Genomic DNA, 18,432 nt, shown 5'->3' on the forward strand with positions numbered 1-18,432 from the left:
GTTTTGTAAATCAAAAATATAGTTGTACTTTTGCGCACCTTTTGGCGAATAGCGTTTCCATTAGGAATCAATTATTTATGTAAAACACTGTTGATGTTTTCTCTTCGCATTAAGAAACGCAAGAAACCCAACATACAAATTTTTAATCAGCATGTCTGAAATTAACAAAACACAAGAAGAGTTTTTAGCGAATTTTAACTGGCATAATTATGCAGAAGGTATTGATCCAGTAGACGAAAAAAACTTACAAGAATTTGAAGATCTAGTAACTAAAACATTCATTGCTACAGACCAAGAAGAAGTAGTAGAAGGTGTAGTTGTTAGAATTACTGAGAGAGATGCAATCGTTGATATCAACGCTAAATCTGAAGGTGTTATTTCTTTAAACGAATTCCGTTACAATCCTAACTTAAAAGTTGGTGATAAAGTAGAAGTATTAATTGATGTTCGTGAAGACAAAACAGGTCAGTTAGTATTATCTCACAGAAAAGCTAGAACTATCAAAGCTTGGGATAGAGTTATCGCTGCTAATGAAACAGGAGAAATCGTTAATGGTTTCGTAAAATGTAGAACTAAAGGTGGTATGATCGTTGACGTATTCGGAATCGAAGCATTCTTACCAGGTTCTCAAATTGATGTAAAACCAATCCGTGATTACGATCAATATGTGAACAAAACTATGGAATTCAAAGTAGTTAAAATTAACCACGAATTCAAAAACGTAGTAGTATCTCACAAAGCGCTTATCGAAGCTGATATCGAAGTTCAGAAAAAAGAAATTATCGGTCAGTTAGAAAAAGGTCAAGTATTAGAAGGTGTTGTTAAAAACATTACTTCTTACGGTGTATTTATCGACTTAGGAGGTGTAGACGGATTAATCCACATCACTGACTTATCTTGGTCAAGAATCAACCACCCATCTGAAGTATTAGAATTAGACCAAAAATTAAACGTTGTAATCCTTGATTTCGATGATGAGAAAACAAGAATTCAATTAGGTTTAAAACAATTACACGCTCATCCATGGGATGCTTTAGGAGCTGAATTAAAAGTAGGTGATAAAGTTAAAGGTAAAGTAGTTGTTTTAGCTGATTACGGTGCTTTCATCGAAGTTGCTGAAGGTGTTGAAGGTTTAATCCACGTTTCTGAAATGTCTTGGTCTACTCACTTAAGATCAGCTCAAGATTTCATGAAAATTGGTGATGAGGTAGAGGCAGTTATCTTAACTCTTGATAGAGATGAAAGAAAAATGTCTTTAGGTATCAAACAAATGACTCAAGATCCATGGACAGATATCACGGCTAAATATCCAGTAGGTTCTAAACACACTGGAATCGTTAGAAACTTTACTAACTTCGGAATTTTCGTAGAGTTAGAAGAAGGTATCGACGGTTTAGTATATATCTCTGATTTATCTTGGACTAAGAAAATCAAACACCCATCTGAATTTGTAAACGTAGGTGATAAATTAGACGTAGTTGTTTTAGAGTTAGATGTTGAAGGTCGTAAATTATCTTTAGGTCACAAACAAACAACTCCAAATCCTTGGGATAAGTATGAAGATGCTTTCGCTGTTGGAACTATCCACAACGGAACAATTTCAGAAATCGTTGACAAAGGAGCTACTGTAGAATTTGGTGACGATATCGTTGCTTTCATTCCTACACGTCACTTAGAAAAAGAAGACGGTAAAAAATTGAAAAAAGGAGATACTGCTGACTTTAAAGTTATTGAGTTCAACAAAGAATTCAAAAGAGTAGTAGCTTCTCACACAGCTATCTTCAGAGAAGAAGAAGAGAAAAACGTTAAAACTGTAGCAGAAAACACTTCAGCTCCAGCACAAACATCTACTTTAGGTGATAACAACGATATTCTTGCTGAATTAAAAGCTAAAATGGAAAAAGGAGGCAAATAATCTCTAATTTTCTAAATATTTTAAATCCCGAAAGAAATTTCGGGATTTTTTATTGTGTATTATATTGGTTTATCGTAATATTGCAATATAATAATTTAAATAATTATGGGAGCATCAAAATCAGATTCTTTTTCAATAGAGCAAAACGAAATGGCAACTTTATTCAAAGCTTTGTCACATCCTGCTCGTATAGCAATTGTAGACTATTTATTAACCGTCGATACTTGTATTTGTGGTGATATTGTAAACGAATTGCCATTAGCGCAACCTACAATTTCACAACACTTAAAAGAATTAAAAAACGCCAACATCATCAAAGGGACTATCGAGGGAACCGCAATCTGTTATTGTATCAATCCAGATACCATTGATAAAATTGAAAATCACTTTGGTATGATTCGTCATAAGTTAAAAAACAAATGTTGCTAAGTGAAGCAACGTCACTTCGAGTGATTTTTAAAAGAGAAAATGCTAATTTTTGCTTTTAAAAATTGTATCGAGAACTTTTGAAAACAATTTATAAAACACAACTATGAGATTATCAGAAATCAAATCCGAATTAAAACAGCTTTCTCAAATAGCTTTTCAATTGCCTAATGGCGATTTAGTACCAAGTCATTTCCATGTTACGGAAGTAGGAAAAGTATCCAAACATTTCATCGATTGCGGTGGAACTGTTCGCACAGAAGAAGTAATCAACTTTCAACTTTGGGAAACCAATGATTACGACCACAGATTGCATCCAGAGAAGTTAATTCACATCATAGAACTTTCAGAAAAAACCTTAGACTTACCTGATTTAGAGATCGAAGTCGAATACCAAATGAAGGAAACCATTGGGAAATTTAATTTGGATTTTGATGGAACAAATTTCTTACTAACGACAAAACTTACGGATTGCTTAGCAAAAGACAATTGTGGAATTCCTCCAGAAAAGATGAAAGTTAAAATAGGCGAGTGGAAACCCAAACAAACTTCTTGTTGTACACCCGATTCAGGTTGTTGTTAATTTTAAAAAGCTAATCACTAATTACTTATCACCAGTCAATCGGATAACTATGTTAGAAAATTTATCAAAAACTATCAAGTCAATTGAAGAAATTGCAGTTTCAAACGAAAGAAAACAAGTGTTGAATCCTTTAGTAGATTACATTCAAAATAAAGTCAATGCTAACGAAGAAATTCGATTGAATTTCATTTGCACGCACAATTCTAGAAGAAGTCATTTATCCCAAATTTGGGCACAAACGATGGCATTTCAATTCGGAATAAAGAATGTATTTTGCTATTCTGGCGGAACGGAAGCTACAGCGATGTTTCCAAGAGTAGTAGAAACATTAGTGAATCAAGGATTTCAAATTCAGAAGTTAAGCGAAGAACAAAATCCCGTTTATGCGGTGAAGTTTGATGATAATCAACATCCTATAATCTGTTTTTCAAAAACGTATTTCAATGATTTTAATCCGAAGACTAACTTTGGCGCTATCATGACCTGCAATAATGCTGATGAAGGTTGTCCAATGGTTTTTGGTGCAGAAGCGAGATTCCCAATCAAATACGACGATCCAAAAGCATTTGACGGAACGGATGTAATGAACGAAAAATATGCAGAAAGAAGTTTGCAGATAGCTTCTGAAATGTATTATGTATTCTCACAAATTAAAAAATAATATCATGAGAACAATTAAAATTTTAGGAACAGGTTGTGCTAAATGCAAAGCCACCGAACAAGCAGTTAGAGATGCAATTGCAAAAAATAACATCGATGCAACGGTTGAAAAAGTAGAAGATATTCAGCAAATTATGGAATATAATATATTGTCAACCCCAGCAGTTGTAGTAGATGAGGTTGTCAAAATAAAAGGAAAAGTTCCATCTGAATCAGAAATTTTAGAAGCACTTTCATAAGATGTTCGACTGGCTACAAAACCTTTCTGATTGGCTGATTTACTCGGTTTTTAACATTGCTCAAGGCACAAAATTGGGCGATGCACTCAACTTTTTTGTATATGATACGATAAAGATTTTAATCTTATTGTTTATTATCACAACGGTTATGGGTGTTGTTAATTCTTATTTCCCAGTAGATAAAATAAGAAACTATCTTTCTCGAAATAAATTATTTGGCTTAGAATATTTGTTTGCCTCTACGTTTGGAGCCATTACGCCATTTTGTTCTTGTAGTTCGGTTCCGTTATTCATTGGTTTTGTGAAAGGAGGAATTCCACTTGGAGTAACCTTTGCATTTTTAATAACATCGCCTTTGGTAAATGAAGTTGCAATTGCAATGTTTATCGGTATGTTTGGTTTAAAAGCAACCTTAATTTATGTTTCTAGTGGAATTTTACTAGGTATGATTGGCGGATATATTTTAGGAAAACTAAAGTTAGAAAAACATTTATCGCCATGGGTGCAAGGAGTTTTAGCAAATGCCGAAAAGGAAAGTGATTTACAAGAAGAAAAACTGACTTTTTCAAAACGTTTACCTTCTATTTTTAGAGAAGCATTTTTAATAATTAAAGGTGTTTTTTTGTACATTATCATCGGAATAGGAATAGGAGCCATGATGCACGGATTTATTCCAACAGGATTTTTTGAAGCCTATATTAGTAAAGAGAATCCGTTTGCAGTTCCTATTGCTGTAATACTCGGAGTACCCATGTATAGCAATGCAGCTGGTGTTTTACCAATAATTCAAGTATTTGTTCAAAAAGGAATTCCTATAGGAACAGCAATTGCCTTCATGATGGCAGTTGTAGGCTTATCCATTCCTGAAGCTACAATGCTTAAAAAAGTGATGACTTGGAAATTAATAGCTATTTTCTTTGGAGTAGTGGCAACTTGCATCATAATTTCGGGTTATGTATTTAATTTAATTTTATAAAGATGAAAACAAAAATTATCATAGTGTTTGCGGTATTTACAACCTTTTTTTCGTGCAAAAACGAAGTAAAAGAAGATGTAAAACCAATTGTTGAAAATTCAAAAACTACTGAAGTTCAGTTAATTCAATTTCATACCGAACATCGTTGTGTAACCTGCAATAACATTGAAAAATTAAGCAAAGAAACTATCAAAGGAAATGATGCAATTTCTTTTGTTTTGTATAATGTTGACGACGAAAAAAACGCCAAAGTTGCCGAACAATTTGAGGCTACAGGAACGTCTTTATACTTATATAATTCGAAAACGAAAACGATTAAAGATCTAACTGAAATGGCTTTTATGTATGCCAAAAATGAAGGCGAAAAGTTTAAAACCGAACTTCAAAAGGAAATTTCCGAATTCAAATAATCTATGGATTTCATTCAAACCTTTGCCGAAAATAAAGAGTTTCCAGTTCTTGCCGCTTTTGCCCTAGGTTTATTGACTGCAATAGCTCCGTGTCCGTTGGCGACGAACATAACGGCGACCGCTTTTATTGCAAAAACCATCAATAACAAAAGAAAAGTAGTTTTAAGTGGATTGCTTTATACTTTAGGAAGAATGTTTTCATATACCTTTATTGGAGCATTGATTTATTTTGGAGCAAGTAAATTTCAAGTAGCAAAATTGTTTCAAGGAAATGGTGAAAAGTATATTGGTTATGTATTGATAATCATAGGATTAATTATGTTAGATGTAATCAAGTTGAATTTTATAAAAGGATTTAATTTAACAGAAAAACTATCAGAAACCTTCAAAACCAAAGGGTTGTTAGGTTCATTTTTATTAGGAGCTTTGTTTGCCATGGCATTTTGTCCGTATAGCGGAGCTTTGTTTTTTGCGATGTTGATTCCAATGACATTAGCATCGAGTGAAGGGTTATTATTACCTGTAGTTTTCTCAATTGGAACAGGATTACCCGTAATTTTCTTCGCTTTTGTGATTGCTTTTAGCATGGAAAAACTAGTAAATTATTTCAAAACCATTACTAAAATTGAAAAAGTAATGCGAATTATTGCCGCGTTAACTTTCATCATAACAGGACTGTATTACATTAATATTTATTTAAAAATTGTATAAATGAAAAAAAGATTAGGATTTTTAGACCGCTATTTAACGCTTTGGATTTTCTTAGCGATGTTAATTGGAGTAGGAATAGGCTATTTCATTCCCAATTCAGCTAATTTTATCAATTCCTTTTCATCAGGAACTACAAATGTTCCGTTGGCAATTGGTTTGATTTTAATGATGTATCCACCATTAACCAAAATCGATTTTTCTAAAGTGCCTCAAATGTTTGAAAAACCAAAGTTATTATCCGCTTCGTTTTTCATCACTTGGATTGTAGGGCCGTTTCTGATGTTTTTATTAGCGACTTTTTTCCTGAAAGATTATCCAGAATACATGATGGGATTAATTATCATAGGAATTGCGCCTTGTATTGCAATGGTAATCGTTTGGAATGAATTAGCAGAAGGAAACCGTGAATTAACAGCAGGTTTAATTGGAATAAACAGTTTGTTACAGGTGTTTTTTTTCAGTTTGTATGCCTATTTCTATTTGGAAATCATGTTGCCTTTATTCGGAATCAAAGGTTTAGAATTAAATATCACGATTGCCGAAATCGCTAAAACGGTTGGAATTTATTTAGGAATTCCGTTTGCATTGGCTGTGATTAGCCGTTATGCAATCAAAAAGTATTTGGGCGATAAGTTTTTCAATCAGAAATTCATTCCGTTTGTTTCTCCAATTACTTTGATAGCGCTACTTTTTACCATTGTAGTTATGTTTAGTTTAAAAGGCGAAATGATTGTTGATTTACCAATGGATGTGGTAAGAATTGCAATTCCATTAGTCATTTTCTTCGTAATTATGTTTTTCTTGATGTTTTTTGTAGCTAAGAAAATTGGAGCTGATTATAGAGACACAGTTGCATTATCGTTTACCGCTTCAGGAAACAATTTTGAATTAGCAATAGCAGTATCTATCGGGGTATTTGGAATTAATAGCGGACAAGCCTTTGCTGGTGTGATTGGCCCTTTAGTAGAAGTTCCCGCTTTGATAATTTTAGTGAATGTAGCTTTCTGGTTAAAGAAGAAATATTTTAAATAAAAAAACGCTCTGTTTAAGAGCGTTTTTTGTATTATTCTTTAATCACTTTTATTGTTTTTTGTTGGGAATCGTTTTCTAATACAATTAAGTAGATTCCGCTTTCTAAACTAGACAAATCTAATGTGTTAGAAGTTGCGTTTTCAAAAGTTTTAGTTTCTATTAATTGTCCTAATACACTATAAACGGTTGCTTTTGATAAAGTTATATTTTCTAAATTCAAAATATCTTTTACAGGATTAGGATAAAAAACAAATGATTCAAAACTAGTATCATCGGCACTTAAAGTAGTGGTAATGTTGAATTGGTAAGGTGTTGTATAATTGGTATTAGTTGGATTTGTGCTTGTAAGTTTTAAATAGTAATCTCCGGGTGCAAGCGTTCTTGTAAAACTAATTGTAGCACCACTATTATTTTGGGATGCTCCAACAGCTGTTCCTGCCGAATTTAAAATTGTACCGTTCATAGCTGAAGTTACAATACTACTTACATTTACTATCGCATTTACATTATCAGTTACTGTAAATTTAAAATAATCATTGTCTGCACCTGTTGGGTTTTGAACCGTTGTGTAGCCTATGTAGTTTTTATTTGTTTGGATTCCATAAGCTAATTCTTTGAAATTTGGTTCGTCTAAACCTTGCATCATTTGGTATGGATAGCCTGGTAATTCTGTATGATTTTCAATTAAGTCATAACCAGAATTAAAATAGAATAATTTGGCAGGATAAGTTAATCCGGTTAGATAAGTATTCATATTTGAAGATGGTTCAGGAACAACTCCGTCTGTGGTAACATTACTTCCGAAAGCATTGGTAATTCTTCCAATAACACATGAAAAATCAATAAGATTATCAATTGGTTTTTGGTTTAAACCTTGTATGTTTTCCCCTAAAATACCATTGCAATTTATGTCAGAATTGAAAAAATCTGGAGAATTTGAATTATCGTTCATGCTAGCACTATTCTGTACTTCTAAACCTCCAAATAAGAAATGACTACCTTCACCACTGTAATAATAGGTAGTTTTTAAATCTCTAATAGCTTCAGATTGAGGACTAACACTTGTAAAAAAAGCAATTGGATTGTCACTAGCGTTACTTCCTCCATGAGGAGTTCCAAGAGTCAATAGTTTGGCTACGTGATGTTGGTTATCCGATTGCCAATTATAGGAATTTTGGATATATTCTCTTGAAGCTAATCCCCCCATACTATGTCCTACTAAAATTACTTTATCTTTACCTGTTACTTCCATAACTCTTTGAACAGCAACTCTTACCGCAGTACCTTGTTTAGCAATTGCCGATTGGTTACTGAGTACTGTTGTTCCCACAGCTCCATTTGGGTTTACGTTGAAGTTTACATAATAATAATCACCATTTTGTACTAAAGATTCAAATGCAGCAATATCAGCTCCAGCTGTTGGGTAGAAATTTTTATTTGTTGTAGTGTTATTGTTGTCAGCATTTAAACAAAAATCAAAACGACCACCAAAAGTAAAACCATATTGGGTGTCATAATAATCAGTTGATGTATTCCAAGTTTCTGAACTTGAATTTAATCCGTGTATAAAAATAATAGGGTAGGGTAGTTTGCTTTCAAAAACTCTACTTGTTGTGTTTTGAATAGGAGTTTTTAAAGAGAAAATACTATCGTTTCTGTACTCAAAATATTCAAAATCTGCAGACCTTGGTTTGAATTCGATTCGCTCATTTTGAGAAAAAACGATCGAGGATATAAACATTAAGGCAAATGATGCAAACAAAGTAATTTTATTCATACACATTATTTTTGATTTAATAATGCGCAATATATAAATAAATTGTTAAATTACTATGAATGCATATAATTTTTGTTTTATTTGTTTGTTTAAATGAAAAAAGCTCTATGTTTTTCACATAAAGCTTAATATATTCATTATTTTAAAATAGTATTATTTGTCTATCGAACCTAAAACACGCTTCATAAAATCGTTTAAAGCGGTTTTTTTATCAGCGCCATTTTTGATGGCTTGATTCACCTCTAAGGCTCCATACATATTAGATATTAACTCAGCAATTACATCTAATTCTTCGTCTTTTAGCGATGAAACTTCACAAAGATTTTCTAAAACTTCTATAGTTTCTACTAAATAATCTTGATCGTTATCTTCAATAAATTGAGTTAACTGTTTTATAACGGGTAATTTCATAATTAAACTACTTCATTTACTAATTCCGCTAAAACTTCAGCTTTATTAGTTTGTGTTTGATTTACTAAAACACCATTTTTGAAAGTAGCAAACGTAGGTAAATTATCCACTTTTGCTAATTTTCTTGATTCTGGAAATTTTTCGGCATCCACCATTACAAAAGGAACTGCTTCGTTTTGAGAAGCCATCATTTTGAATTTTGGTTTCATAATGCGGCAATTTCCACACCATGATGCTGAATATTGCACTACAACTGTTTCGTTTGATGCAACAATTTCCGCTAAATTATCTTGTTCTATTTCTGTAAACATTTTTTTTAGTTTTCAATTAGACAATATATCAATGTGCCAATTATTGTCTAATTGACACATTGATTATTGACATATTATTTTAGTGAGAAGCTAAATAAGCAGCTGTAGATTTTCTATCAGCGTTCATTGCATCTTTTCCTTCTTCCCAGTTAGCAGGACAAACTTCACCTTTAGTTTGAACGTGAGTGTAAGCATCGATTAATCTTAAGTACTCGTTTACGTTTCTTCCTAATGGCATATCGTTAACGCTTTCATGGAATACTTTTCCATCTTCGTCAATTAAATAAGTAGCTCTGAAAGTAACGTTTGAACCTTCTAAGATTTCGTCATTTAAATCTTCGTTGTAAACCCATTCTGCATCTAAAATATCTAAAGCAGCAGCTAAATTTCTTGTTGTATCAGCTAAAAGTGGGTAAGTTACTCCTTCGATTCCACCGTTATCTTTAGCCGTATTTAACCAAGCAAAGTGTACTTCGTTTGTATCACATGAAGCACCAATTACCATTGTGTTTCTTTTTTCAAATTCTTGTAAAGCAGCTTGAAAAGCGTGTAATTCTGTTGGGCATACGAAAGTAAAATCTTTTGGATACCAAAATAAGATTACTTTTTTCTTGTTGTTAGCCGCTTCTTCTAAAACATTGATTCTTAAATTATCTCCCATAAAAGAGATCGCGTCTACTGTAATGTTTGGGAATTTTTTTCCAACTAATGCCATGATTTTGTATTTAAAATTATTGTTATTTTTCTGAGTGCGAAATTACAAATAGAAACAACAAAAAAACATGATATTTATTATATTTTTAGATATTGTGATAGATAAAAATTATGGAAGATTTTTCCATCAAAATTTAAAGCAATAAAATAAAAAAACCACCTGAAATTAGGTGGTTTTAGTGACTTTTATATTGCAATTATTTCAAATCAAATCGGTCAGCGTTCATTACTTTTGTCCAAACATTGATGAAATCATTTATGAATTTCTCTTTGTTGTCGTCTTGTGCATACACTTCAGCATAAGCACGAAGAATTGAATTTGAACCAAAGATTAAATCTACTCGTGTGGCGGTCCATTTAGTAACACCTGTTTTTCTGTTTACGATGTTATAAAGATTATCTCCAACAGGTTTCCATGAATAGTTCATGTCTGTTAAGTTCACGAAGAAATCATTTGTAAGCACACCTTCTTTATCAGTAAAAACACCATGTTTGGTTCCTCCAAAATTAGTTCCTAAAACACGCATTCCTCCAATTAAAGCTGTCATTTCTGTAGCGGTTAAGCCTAAAAGTTGCGCTTTGTCCAACATTAATTCTTCTGGTTCCACAACATATTTCGCTTTCATGAAGTTTCTGAAAGCATCGTTTGTTGGTTCTAAAACTTCGAATGATTCGGTATCTGTCATTTCTTGTGAAGCATCGCCTCTTCCTGCATGGAATGGAACTTTAACGTTAAATCCGCCTTCTTTTGCAGCTTGTTCGATTGCGGCACTTCCTCCTAAAACAATTAAATCTGCTAAGCTTACTTTTTTCGATAAACCAGCTTGGATTTCGACTAATTTATTTAATACTTTTTGCAGTCTTTGAGGTTCGTTGGCTACCCAATTTCTTTGTGGTTCTAATCGGATTCGTGCTCCATTAGCACCACCTCTAAAATCGGAACCTCTGAAAGTTCTTGCGCTGTCCCAAGCGGTATTGATTAATTCGGTTCTAGTTAATCCAGAATTTAATAATTTTACTTTTAAATCTTCAATTTCTGAATCTGATAACGTATAATCTGCTGTTGGAATAGGATCTTGCCAAATTAATTCTTCTTTTGGAGCATCAGCACCTAAATAACGAGAACTTGGACCTAAGTCTCTGTGTGTTAATTTGAACCAAGCTCTTGCGAAAACATCTGAAAAATAAGCAGGGTCTTTATAAAAACGCTCTGAAATTTCTCTGTAAGCGGGATCCATTTTCATAGCCATATCGGCATCTGTCATAATCGGATTTCTTTTTACTGAAGGATTATGTGCGTCGATTGGTTTGTCTTCTTCTTTAATATTAATCGGTTCCCATTGATTTGCTCCAGCCGGACTTTTCTTTAATTCCCAATCGTAGTTTAATAATAAATGGAAATATTCGTTGTCCCAGCGCGTTGGATGCGTTGTCCAAGAACCTTCTAAACCACTAGTAACAGCATTTGCACCGCCACCTTTTGGGTTTAACCAACCAAAACCTTGATTTTCAATTGGACCTGCTTCTGGTTCTGGACCTAAAGTAGAGGCATCGCCATTTCCGTGTGCTTTTCCAACGGTGTGGCCACCTGCAGTTAAGGCTACGGTTTCTTCATCATTCATTGCCATTCTTTGGAAAGTAATGCGAACGTCATGAGCGGTTTTTAGTGGGTCGGGCTGTCCGTCAACACCTTCTGGGTTTACATAAATTAATCCCATCATTACAGCTGCTAACGGATTTTCTAAATCTCTTTCTCCTGAATATCTTGTGCCTTTACTTCCTGATTTAGCTAACCATTCTCTTTCTGCTCCCCAATATATATCTTTTTCAGGGTGCCAAATATCTTCACGACCACCAGCGAATCCAAATGTTTTCAATCCCATCGATTCGTAGGCCATATTTCCTGCTAAAATCATTAAGTCAGCCCAAGAAATTTTGTTTCCATATTTCTTTTTGATAGGCCATAATAATCTTCTTGCTTTATCTAAGTTTCCATTATCAGGCCAACTATTTAACGGTGCAAATCTCAAATTTCCTGTTCCAGAACCACCACGACCATCTGAAATTCTGTAGGTTCCAGCAGAGTGCCATGCCATACGGATAAATAGACCACCATAGTGACCCCAATCGGCTGGCCACCAATCTTGACTTTCAGTCATTAAGTTTTTTAAATCGGATTTTAAGGCTTCTAAATCTAGTTTTTTGAATTCCTCTGCATAATTGAAGTTTTCTCCTAATGGATTGGTTTTGGTATCATGTTGATGAAGAATATCCAAATTCAATGATTTTGGCCACCAATCGTGATTTTTAACACCATCACTTAATCCTTTTTGGTTTTGATGAAATGGGCATTTGCTAATGTCGTTTGAGTTTTCCATATTCAATAATTTTAATTTATAATTGTAAGTGTTTGTTTTTTAATTTTCTACACTTGCTAATTTACGAATAAAAAAACCACTACCTTGTTAAAGTAATGGTTAAATTTTATTTAAGTATAAATTAAAATTATAGTGAATCTATTCTTTGATAGCATTAATCAATTGTCTGATTTTAATATTGAATGCTGCGAAAATTAACGTCATTAATGGACTCAGAATATTAAAGAAGGCATAAGGTAAATAATCAAGAGTTGAAACGCCTAGAGTTCCCGCTTGATAAGCACCACAAGTATTCCAAGGCACTAAAACCGAAGTTACCGTTCCGGTATCTTCTAGAGTTCTACTTAAGTTCTCAGGAGCTAAACCTTTATCTTTATAAGCTTTTGCAAACATTTTACCTGGCACTACAATAGCTAAATATTGGTCAGATGCCGTAATGTTTAATGCTAAACAACTTCCAACAGTTGAAGCGAATAAACCAAAAGTAGAATGTGCTAATTTTAATAAGGATTCACTAATTCTTGATAAAGCTCCAATAGCATCCATAATTCCTCCAAAAACCATTGCGCAAATAATTAGCCAAATAGTAGGCAACATTTTAGCCATTCCACCAGAAGTAAATAAATCTATTAAAGTTTTATTTTCTGTTGGCACTACTACTTTAGATGTAATAGCTTCCATGACTCCTTTATAAGCTGATTTAAAAGTCATGCTGTCAGCACCTGTGATTCCGTTAACAACTTCAGGTTGGAAAACAATAGCAAAAATTCCAGCTAATAAAGTTCCAACTAATAGCGCAACTAAAGGTTCTGTTTTCTTTACGATTAATCCAATAACAATAATTGGAACTAAAAATAACCAAGGCGTTACGTTAAAACTTGCCGTTATTGAATTTAATAAATCATCGGTATTAGCTTCACCTGTTACATCTACTGAAAGTCCTAAAATAATGAATAACAATAAAGTGATAATGTAAGTAGGAATTGTAGTTAATGTCATATATTTAATATGAGTAAACAAATCAGTTCCCGCCATAGCAGGAGCAAGGTTGGTTGTGTCTGACATTGGCGATAATTTATCTCCAAAATAAGCACCTGAAATTACTGCTCCGGCAACCATTCCTAAATCAAAACCTAAAGCACCACCAATTCCAATTAAAGCAATACCTACCGTTGCAGATGTTGTCCAAGAACTTCCGGTTGCAATTGAAATTACCGAACAAATAATTACAGTTGCAGGTAAAAAGATTGCAGGGCTTAATATTTGTAATCCATAATAAATCATGGAAGGAATAATACCACTAACCATCCAAGTTCCGGCTAATGCACCTACCATTAATAAAATTAAGATAGCTCCAGCAGTAGATTTGATGTTATTAGCTACTTCGTCAAGCATTTTATGAAAAGGAACTTTAGAAATATAGCCCATAATAGCGGCAACAGCACCTCCCATCAATAAAATAAATTGATTACTTCCACCTAAAGCATTATCGTCGGGTCCGTTATAGGCAAAAAGTACATTGTAAGCAAGCATTCCAATTAGAGCAAAAACAGGAATTAAGGCTTCCCAAAGTTTTAACTCTCTGTTTTTTATGATTTTAGTATCCATTTAGTTTTGTTTGAGGTTGCAATATAGAAAAATGCTTTATATTTTGAAAACTTCTTAAAAAAGAAATCCGCTGATAATTCAACGGATTCGCTTTTTATTTTGTGAAAATTTATTTTTTCAAGTGTAAATCAAAGTAATCTGCAATTTTTGCATACATGTGAATTCGATCTCTTCCACCTACGTTATGTTCGTGGTTTGGATATAAGAAATAATCTACTTGTTTTCCTGCTTTAATGCAAGCCTCAATAAAATTCATGCTGTGTTGCTGAACGACCACAGGATCTTGTGCTCCGTGAATAATTAACAATCTTCCTTTTAAATTTTTCGCTTTGTTTAATAAAGAAGTTTTTTCATATCCTTCAGGATTTTCTTGTGGCGTATCCATATAGCGTTCTCCGTACATGATTTCGTAGTATTTCCAATCGATAACTGGTCCACCAGCTACACCCACTTTAAATACGTCTGAATGATTCGTCATTAATGAAGTCGTCATGAAACCTCCAAAACTCCATCCAAAAACTCCAATTTTGTCTGCATCTACAAATGATTTTGATTTCAAGAATTCAATTCCTTTCATCTGATCGGCCATTTCGTTTACGCCTAAATTTCTATGCGTAACCTCACAGAATTTTTTCCCACGAGAATCACTACCTCTATTATCTAACGTAAAAACTACGTATCCTTTTTGAGCCATGTAAATATCGAAGAATCCAGCACCGCCTAACCAACGATTGTTCACTAATTGTGCGTGAGAACCTCCGTAAACATAAACCATTACGGGATATTTTTTCGTAGCATCAAAGTTACCTGGATAAATTAATCTTCCGTTTAATGGCGTTTGTCCATCAGGAGAAGTTAAGGTTACGAATTCAATTTTAGGTAAATCAATTTTTCCTGTGAAAGGATTTTCGGCTTTTACTAAAGAAGTATTCGCCATTTTATTTTTGATGTTTAAAATCGAAATTTCGTTTGGAGTGGTTAAGTTGCTGTATTGGTCTAAAATCATCGTTCCATCTGAAGAAACAGAAGCTGTATGAGTTCCAGAAACAGTAGTTAGTTGAATGGTTTTCCCTGATTTTAAATCCACTTGAAACAATTGACGGTCTAATCCATTATTGGTTGTTCCGATGTAGTTTATTTTGGTGTTGGTAGCATCAAAACCTAATACGTCTTTTACTACAACATCATTAAAACCTAAGTTTTTCAATAATTTTCCATCGGTATTGTACAGATACATTTGGTTGAAACCATAGAAATCGGTTTGATAAATAAATTGAGTTGGGTTATTTGGTACAAAAGTTAACGCATGTTGTGGTTCTACCCAAGTAGCCGCTTTTTCCATAAACAACGTTTTTACAAAAGTACCTGTTGCCGCGTCATATTTGTTGAATTTCAAAAAATTTTGTTCACGATTTAAAATTCCGATAAAAATATGTTTTCCTGTTGGTTCCCAAGTCACCATAGTTAAATATTGATCTTTTGGTTCACCAGTCTGAATCGTTACTTTTTTACCTGAAGCTACATCGTAAATTACCAAAGTGACATTCTCGCTAGTCATTCCAGCCATTGGATATTTAATATCTTTGTTGGTTGCTTCGCGCTCGTTCCAATTGGTAATCGGATAATTAGCTACCATAGTTTCATCTTTGCGATAGTAAGCTAATTGTGTTCCTTTTTCATTCCACCACATGCCTCGATCGATACCAAATTCTTGACGGTGAACATAATCAGAACCGTTTACAATTGCTTTGTTTTCGTCATTCGTAACTTCAATAACTTGTCCAGAAGGAGTTGTGATTCGGATATTGTTTTCTTGTAACCAAGCTACATTATTATTAGAAGCAAATTTCGCTTGAGCCCCTTCAATTGCATAGCTAATTACCGAAGTGATTTGTTTTGAAACGACATCATAAGATACTTTGTAATTATTTTTCTTTCCTGTAACTTCCGTTTCAAATGTATTTACGGTTTTCCAATTGATAGTAAATGGAAACGTTCTAATCGCAAACTCATCATTTGAGATTTTCGATTTCAAAGCGGTTTCAAATTCAGCTTTTGTAGCTAAAGTGGAAGCGGTCCAACCGTTTGCAGCGCTTTTTTCAACTAGAGAAGAAAAGTCTGTACTTAAATAGGTGATGGATTTGGAATCTTTACGCCATTGTTGGGCAGTTTGTGTTGTTGGAGCATATTTTCTTGGTCCTAAAACGGTTTCTTCAATAGTCAGATTTTGCGCCACGGCAAAGCTTCCAACCAATAGAAAACTTAAAATATATTTTTTCATTACAGGTAAATTAATTGTGCATTAGAGTTCAAAGTTACGTATTTGTTACAAAAAAAATCCGATTCATTGCTAAATCGGATTTGTTACATTTATTTTGATGGAATTATAAAACTCCTAATTCTACCATACATTGTTTCATCATTTCGTAGGTTCTTTCGATATCGTTATCTAAACCAATTGAAAAACGAATTAAACCATCCGTTAATCCCATTTCTGCTTGTTCTTCCAATGGAATTTCTGATGAAGTTGAAGTTCCAGGAGCACTGAATAACGTTTTGTAAAATCCTAAACTTACCGCTAAATATCCTAAGTTTCTTTCTTGCATTAATTCCATCAACGCGTTGGCTTTATCTAAACTTCCTACGTCAATCGTCATCATTCCTCCAAAACCATATTCTGGATTAATCATGGTTTTGTAAATTTCATGACTTGGGTGACTTGCTAAACCTGGGTAAACCGTTTTAATTCCGTCAGCTTCAAATTTGTTAGCCAAATACATTGCATTGTGGCTGTGTTGTTTCATTCTGATGTGTAACGTTCTTAAGTTTTTCATTACAGAAGCCGAACGCAAACTGTCCATTGTTGGACCTAGAAGCATACTTGCTCCGTCGTTTACATTTTTCAAGCTGTTGATGAATTCTTGAGACGCACAAACCACACCACCAACTGTATCGCTACTTCCGTTAATGTATTTTGTTAGAGAATGAATTACGATATCAGCACCTAATTTCGCAGGAGCAACTGATAAAGGTGAAAACGTATTATCAACTACTAATTTGATATTATGCTTTTTTGCGATTTTTGCCAATGAAGCAATATCAGCTACTTCTAATAAAGGATTACTAACGGTTTCACAATATAAAACTTTTGTATTTGGAGTGATAGCCGCTTCAACTACGTCTAATTTTGTGATGTCAACAAAAGTAGTTTTGATGCCCATTCTTGGAACGAAATTTTTCATGAAAGCATACGTTCCGCCGTAAATAGTTCTGCTTGAAACTATATGGTCACCATTTCCACACAATTGTAAAAGAGTAGGAGTGATAGCTCCCATTCCAGAAGCAGCAACATTTGCCGATTCTGTACCTTCCATTGCTGCCAAAGCTTTGTCTAAATATAAATTACTTGGAGATGAATGACGTGAATATAAATAACAACCTTCAGCATTACCTTCAAAGGTGTCAAACATCGTTTTTGCTGAAAGAAATGTGTATGTTGAACTATCTGAAATCGATGGATTTACACCACCAAATTCTCCGAAATATTGTAAATCTTGAATACGATCTGCCGGATTAAATTTTTCCATAATTTTAAAGTTTAGTTGTTTATTTTAAATCAAAAATATAATTTGACAAACTATTATTCAATACTTGAAATTAAAATTAGATTTTTATTCTAAATTTAGTTAAAGTTGTAGTTTTTATTTCTGTTATTTATTCGTTTTAGTTACATTTGCTGACAACTAAAAAACAAACAACACAACTAACCAATGGACGCAATCGACAAAAAACTTTTAGGTTTTCTGCAAGAAGACACTAAAAGGACAACTAAGGAGCTTTCCTTATTATTAAATCTTTCCGTAACCGCTGTTTACGAACGTATTAAAAAACTAGAAAGAGAAGGAGTTATTACCAAATACGTAGCACTTTTAGACCGAGTTAAATTAGAAAAATCTTTCGTGGTTTTCTGTCACATCAAATTAAACCAGCATACAAAAGACTACATCACAACTTTCGAAAATGAAGTAGTCAAATTAACCGAAGTTTCAGAATGTTATCACGTGAGTGGTGATTACGATTACATTTTAAAAGTAAATGTAAAAGATATGGAAGAATACCGTGAGTTCATGGTTACGAAACTTACCGGTTTACAGCATATCGGAAGTACGCATAGTTCTTTTATGATTGGAGAAGTAAAATATACAACCGCTTTTACTTTAAACTAAGCTATAATAATTTACCAAAAAAGTAACAAAGAATTAATTCAAAAAGCGTTACTTT

18 protein-coding genes are annotated in these 18,432 nt (G+C 33.4%); 10 read left to right on the forward strand and 8 right to left on the reverse strand.

What is annotated here, in order from left to right:
• Window positions 1–151 precede the first annotated feature (151 nt).
• The 9 genes from rpsA (at window position 152) to arsB (ending at window position 6,952) form a co-directional block, all read left to right on the forward strand.
• A complete protein-coding gene (rpsA, locus tag B4I81_RS02260; RefSeq protein ID WP_026726707.1) occupies window positions 152–1,915 on the forward strand; it encodes a 30S ribosomal protein S1 in 1,764 nt (587 codons plus the stop codon).
• Between the two features lie 105 nt (window positions 1,916–2,020).
• A complete protein-coding gene (locus tag B4I81_RS02265; RefSeq protein WP_026726706.1) occupies window positions 2,021–2,344 on the forward strand; it encodes an ArsR/SmtB family transcription factor in 324 nt (107 codons plus the stop codon).
• Between the two features lie 103 nt (window positions 2,345–2,447).
• On the forward strand, window positions 2,448–2,924 hold the full coding sequence (locus B4I81_RS02270; RefSeq protein ID WP_291106946.1) for a DUF6428 family protein: 477 nt from the start codon (window positions 2,448–2,450) through the stop codon (window positions 2,922–2,924).
• Window positions 2,925–2,973: 49 nt separating this feature from the next.
• Window positions 2,974–3,585: a low molecular weight phosphatase family protein gene (locus B4I81_RS02275; RefSeq protein ID WP_291106948.1), complete on the forward strand. Its 612-nt coding sequence runs from the start codon at window positions 2,974–2,976 to the stop codon at window positions 3,583–3,585.
• Between the two features lie 4 nt (window positions 3,586–3,589).
• Window positions 3,590–3,823 carry a thioredoxin family protein gene (locus B4I81_RS02280; protein WP_291106950.1) on the forward strand — a complete coding sequence of 78 codons (234 nt, stop codon included), beginning with the start codon at window positions 3,590–3,592 and terminating at the stop codon, window positions 3,821–3,823.
• Between the two features lies 1 nt (window position 3,824).
• Entirely contained in the window at window positions 3,825–4,799 is a 975-nt protein-coding gene (locus B4I81_RS02285) for a permease (RefSeq protein ID WP_291106952.1), read from the forward strand.
• A gap of 2 nt (window positions 4,800–4,801) precedes the next feature.
• Window positions 4,802–5,209: a nitrophenyl compound nitroreductase subunit ArsF family protein gene (locus B4I81_RS02290; RefSeq protein ID WP_291106954.1), complete on the forward strand. Its 408-nt coding sequence runs from the start codon at window positions 4,802–4,804 to the stop codon at window positions 5,207–5,209.
• A 3-nt stretch (window positions 5,210–5,212) separates the two neighbouring features.
• Entirely contained in the window at window positions 5,213–5,920 is a 708-nt protein-coding gene (locus tag B4I81_RS02295; RefSeq protein WP_291106956.1) for an aromatic aminobenezylarsenical efflux permease ArsG family transporter, read from the forward strand.
• Window positions 5,921–6,952, forward strand: coding sequence for an ACR3 family arsenite efflux transporter (arsB, locus tag B4I81_RS02300; protein WP_291106958.1), 1,032 nt, complete (start codon window positions 5,921–5,923; stop codon window positions 6,950–6,952). It abuts the gene before it with no gap.
• 31 nt (window positions 6,953–6,983) lie between these two features.
• Here the strand turns inward: arsB and B4I81_RS02305 are convergent, their stop codons facing one another.
• From B4I81_RS02305 to B4I81_RS02340, 8 genes are all read right to left on the reverse strand, one after another.
• Window positions 6,984–8,729, reverse strand: a complete 1,746-nt coding sequence (locus B4I81_RS02305) for an alpha/beta fold hydrolase (RefSeq protein ID WP_291106960.1) — start codon at window positions 8,727–8,729, stop codon at window positions 6,984–6,986.
• Between the two features lie 153 nt (window positions 8,730–8,882).
• Window positions 8,883–9,140 carry a DUF6952 family protein gene (locus tag B4I81_RS02310; RefSeq protein WP_291106963.1) on the reverse strand — a complete coding sequence of 86 codons (258 nt, stop codon included), beginning with the start codon at window positions 9,138–9,140 and terminating at the stop codon, window positions 8,883–8,885.
• Between the two features lie 2 nt (window positions 9,141–9,142).
• On the reverse strand, window positions 9,143–9,451 hold the full coding sequence (locus B4I81_RS02315) for a thioredoxin family protein (RefSeq protein WP_291106965.1): 309 nt from the start codon (window positions 9,449–9,451) through the stop codon (window positions 9,143–9,145).
• Between the two features lie 79 nt (window positions 9,452–9,530).
• Window positions 9,531–10,166 carry a peroxiredoxin gene (locus B4I81_RS02320; protein ID WP_291106967.1) on the reverse strand — a complete coding sequence of 212 codons (636 nt, stop codon included), beginning with the start codon at window positions 10,164–10,166 and terminating at the stop codon, window positions 9,531–9,533.
• Window positions 10,167–10,362: 196 nt separating this feature from the next.
• Complete coding sequence (gene katG, locus B4I81_RS02325; RefSeq protein WP_291106969.1) at window positions 10,363–12,543, reverse strand: catalase/peroxidase HPI; 2,181 nt, start codon at window positions 12,541–12,543, stop codon at window positions 10,363–10,365.
• A 138-nt stretch (window positions 12,544–12,681) separates the two neighbouring features.
• A complete protein-coding gene (nhaC, locus tag B4I81_RS02330; protein ID WP_291106971.1) occupies window positions 12,682–14,151 on the reverse strand; it encodes a Na+/H+ antiporter NhaC in 1,470 nt (489 codons plus the stop codon).
• A 109-nt stretch (window positions 14,152–14,260) separates the two neighbouring features.
• Window positions 14,261–16,432, reverse strand: coding sequence for a S9 family peptidase (locus tag B4I81_RS02335; RefSeq protein WP_291106973.1), 2,172 nt, complete (start codon window positions 16,430–16,432; stop codon window positions 14,261–14,263).
• Window positions 16,433–16,535: 103 nt separating this feature from the next.
• Window positions 16,536–17,738 (reverse strand): aminotransferase class I/II-fold pyridoxal phosphate-dependent enzyme, encoded by a 1,203-nt coding sequence (locus B4I81_RS02340; RefSeq protein WP_291106975.1) that lies wholly within the window; start codon window positions 17,736–17,738, stop codon window positions 16,536–16,538.
• A gap of 183 nt (window positions 17,739–17,921) precedes the next feature.
• Between B4I81_RS02340 and B4I81_RS02345 the strand changes: the two genes are divergently transcribed.
• Entirely contained in the window at window positions 17,922–18,377 is a 456-nt protein-coding gene (locus tag B4I81_RS02345) for an Lrp/AsnC family transcriptional regulator (RefSeq protein WP_291106977.1), read from the forward strand.
• Window positions 18,378–18,432 lie beyond the last annotated feature (55 nt).

The sequence above is a fragment of the Flavobacterium sp. UBA6195 genome (genome assembly GCF_002422095.1).
In the GTDB taxonomy this organism is placed as follows: domain Bacteria; phylum Bacteroidota; class Bacteroidia; order Flavobacteriales; family Flavobacteriaceae; genus Flavobacterium.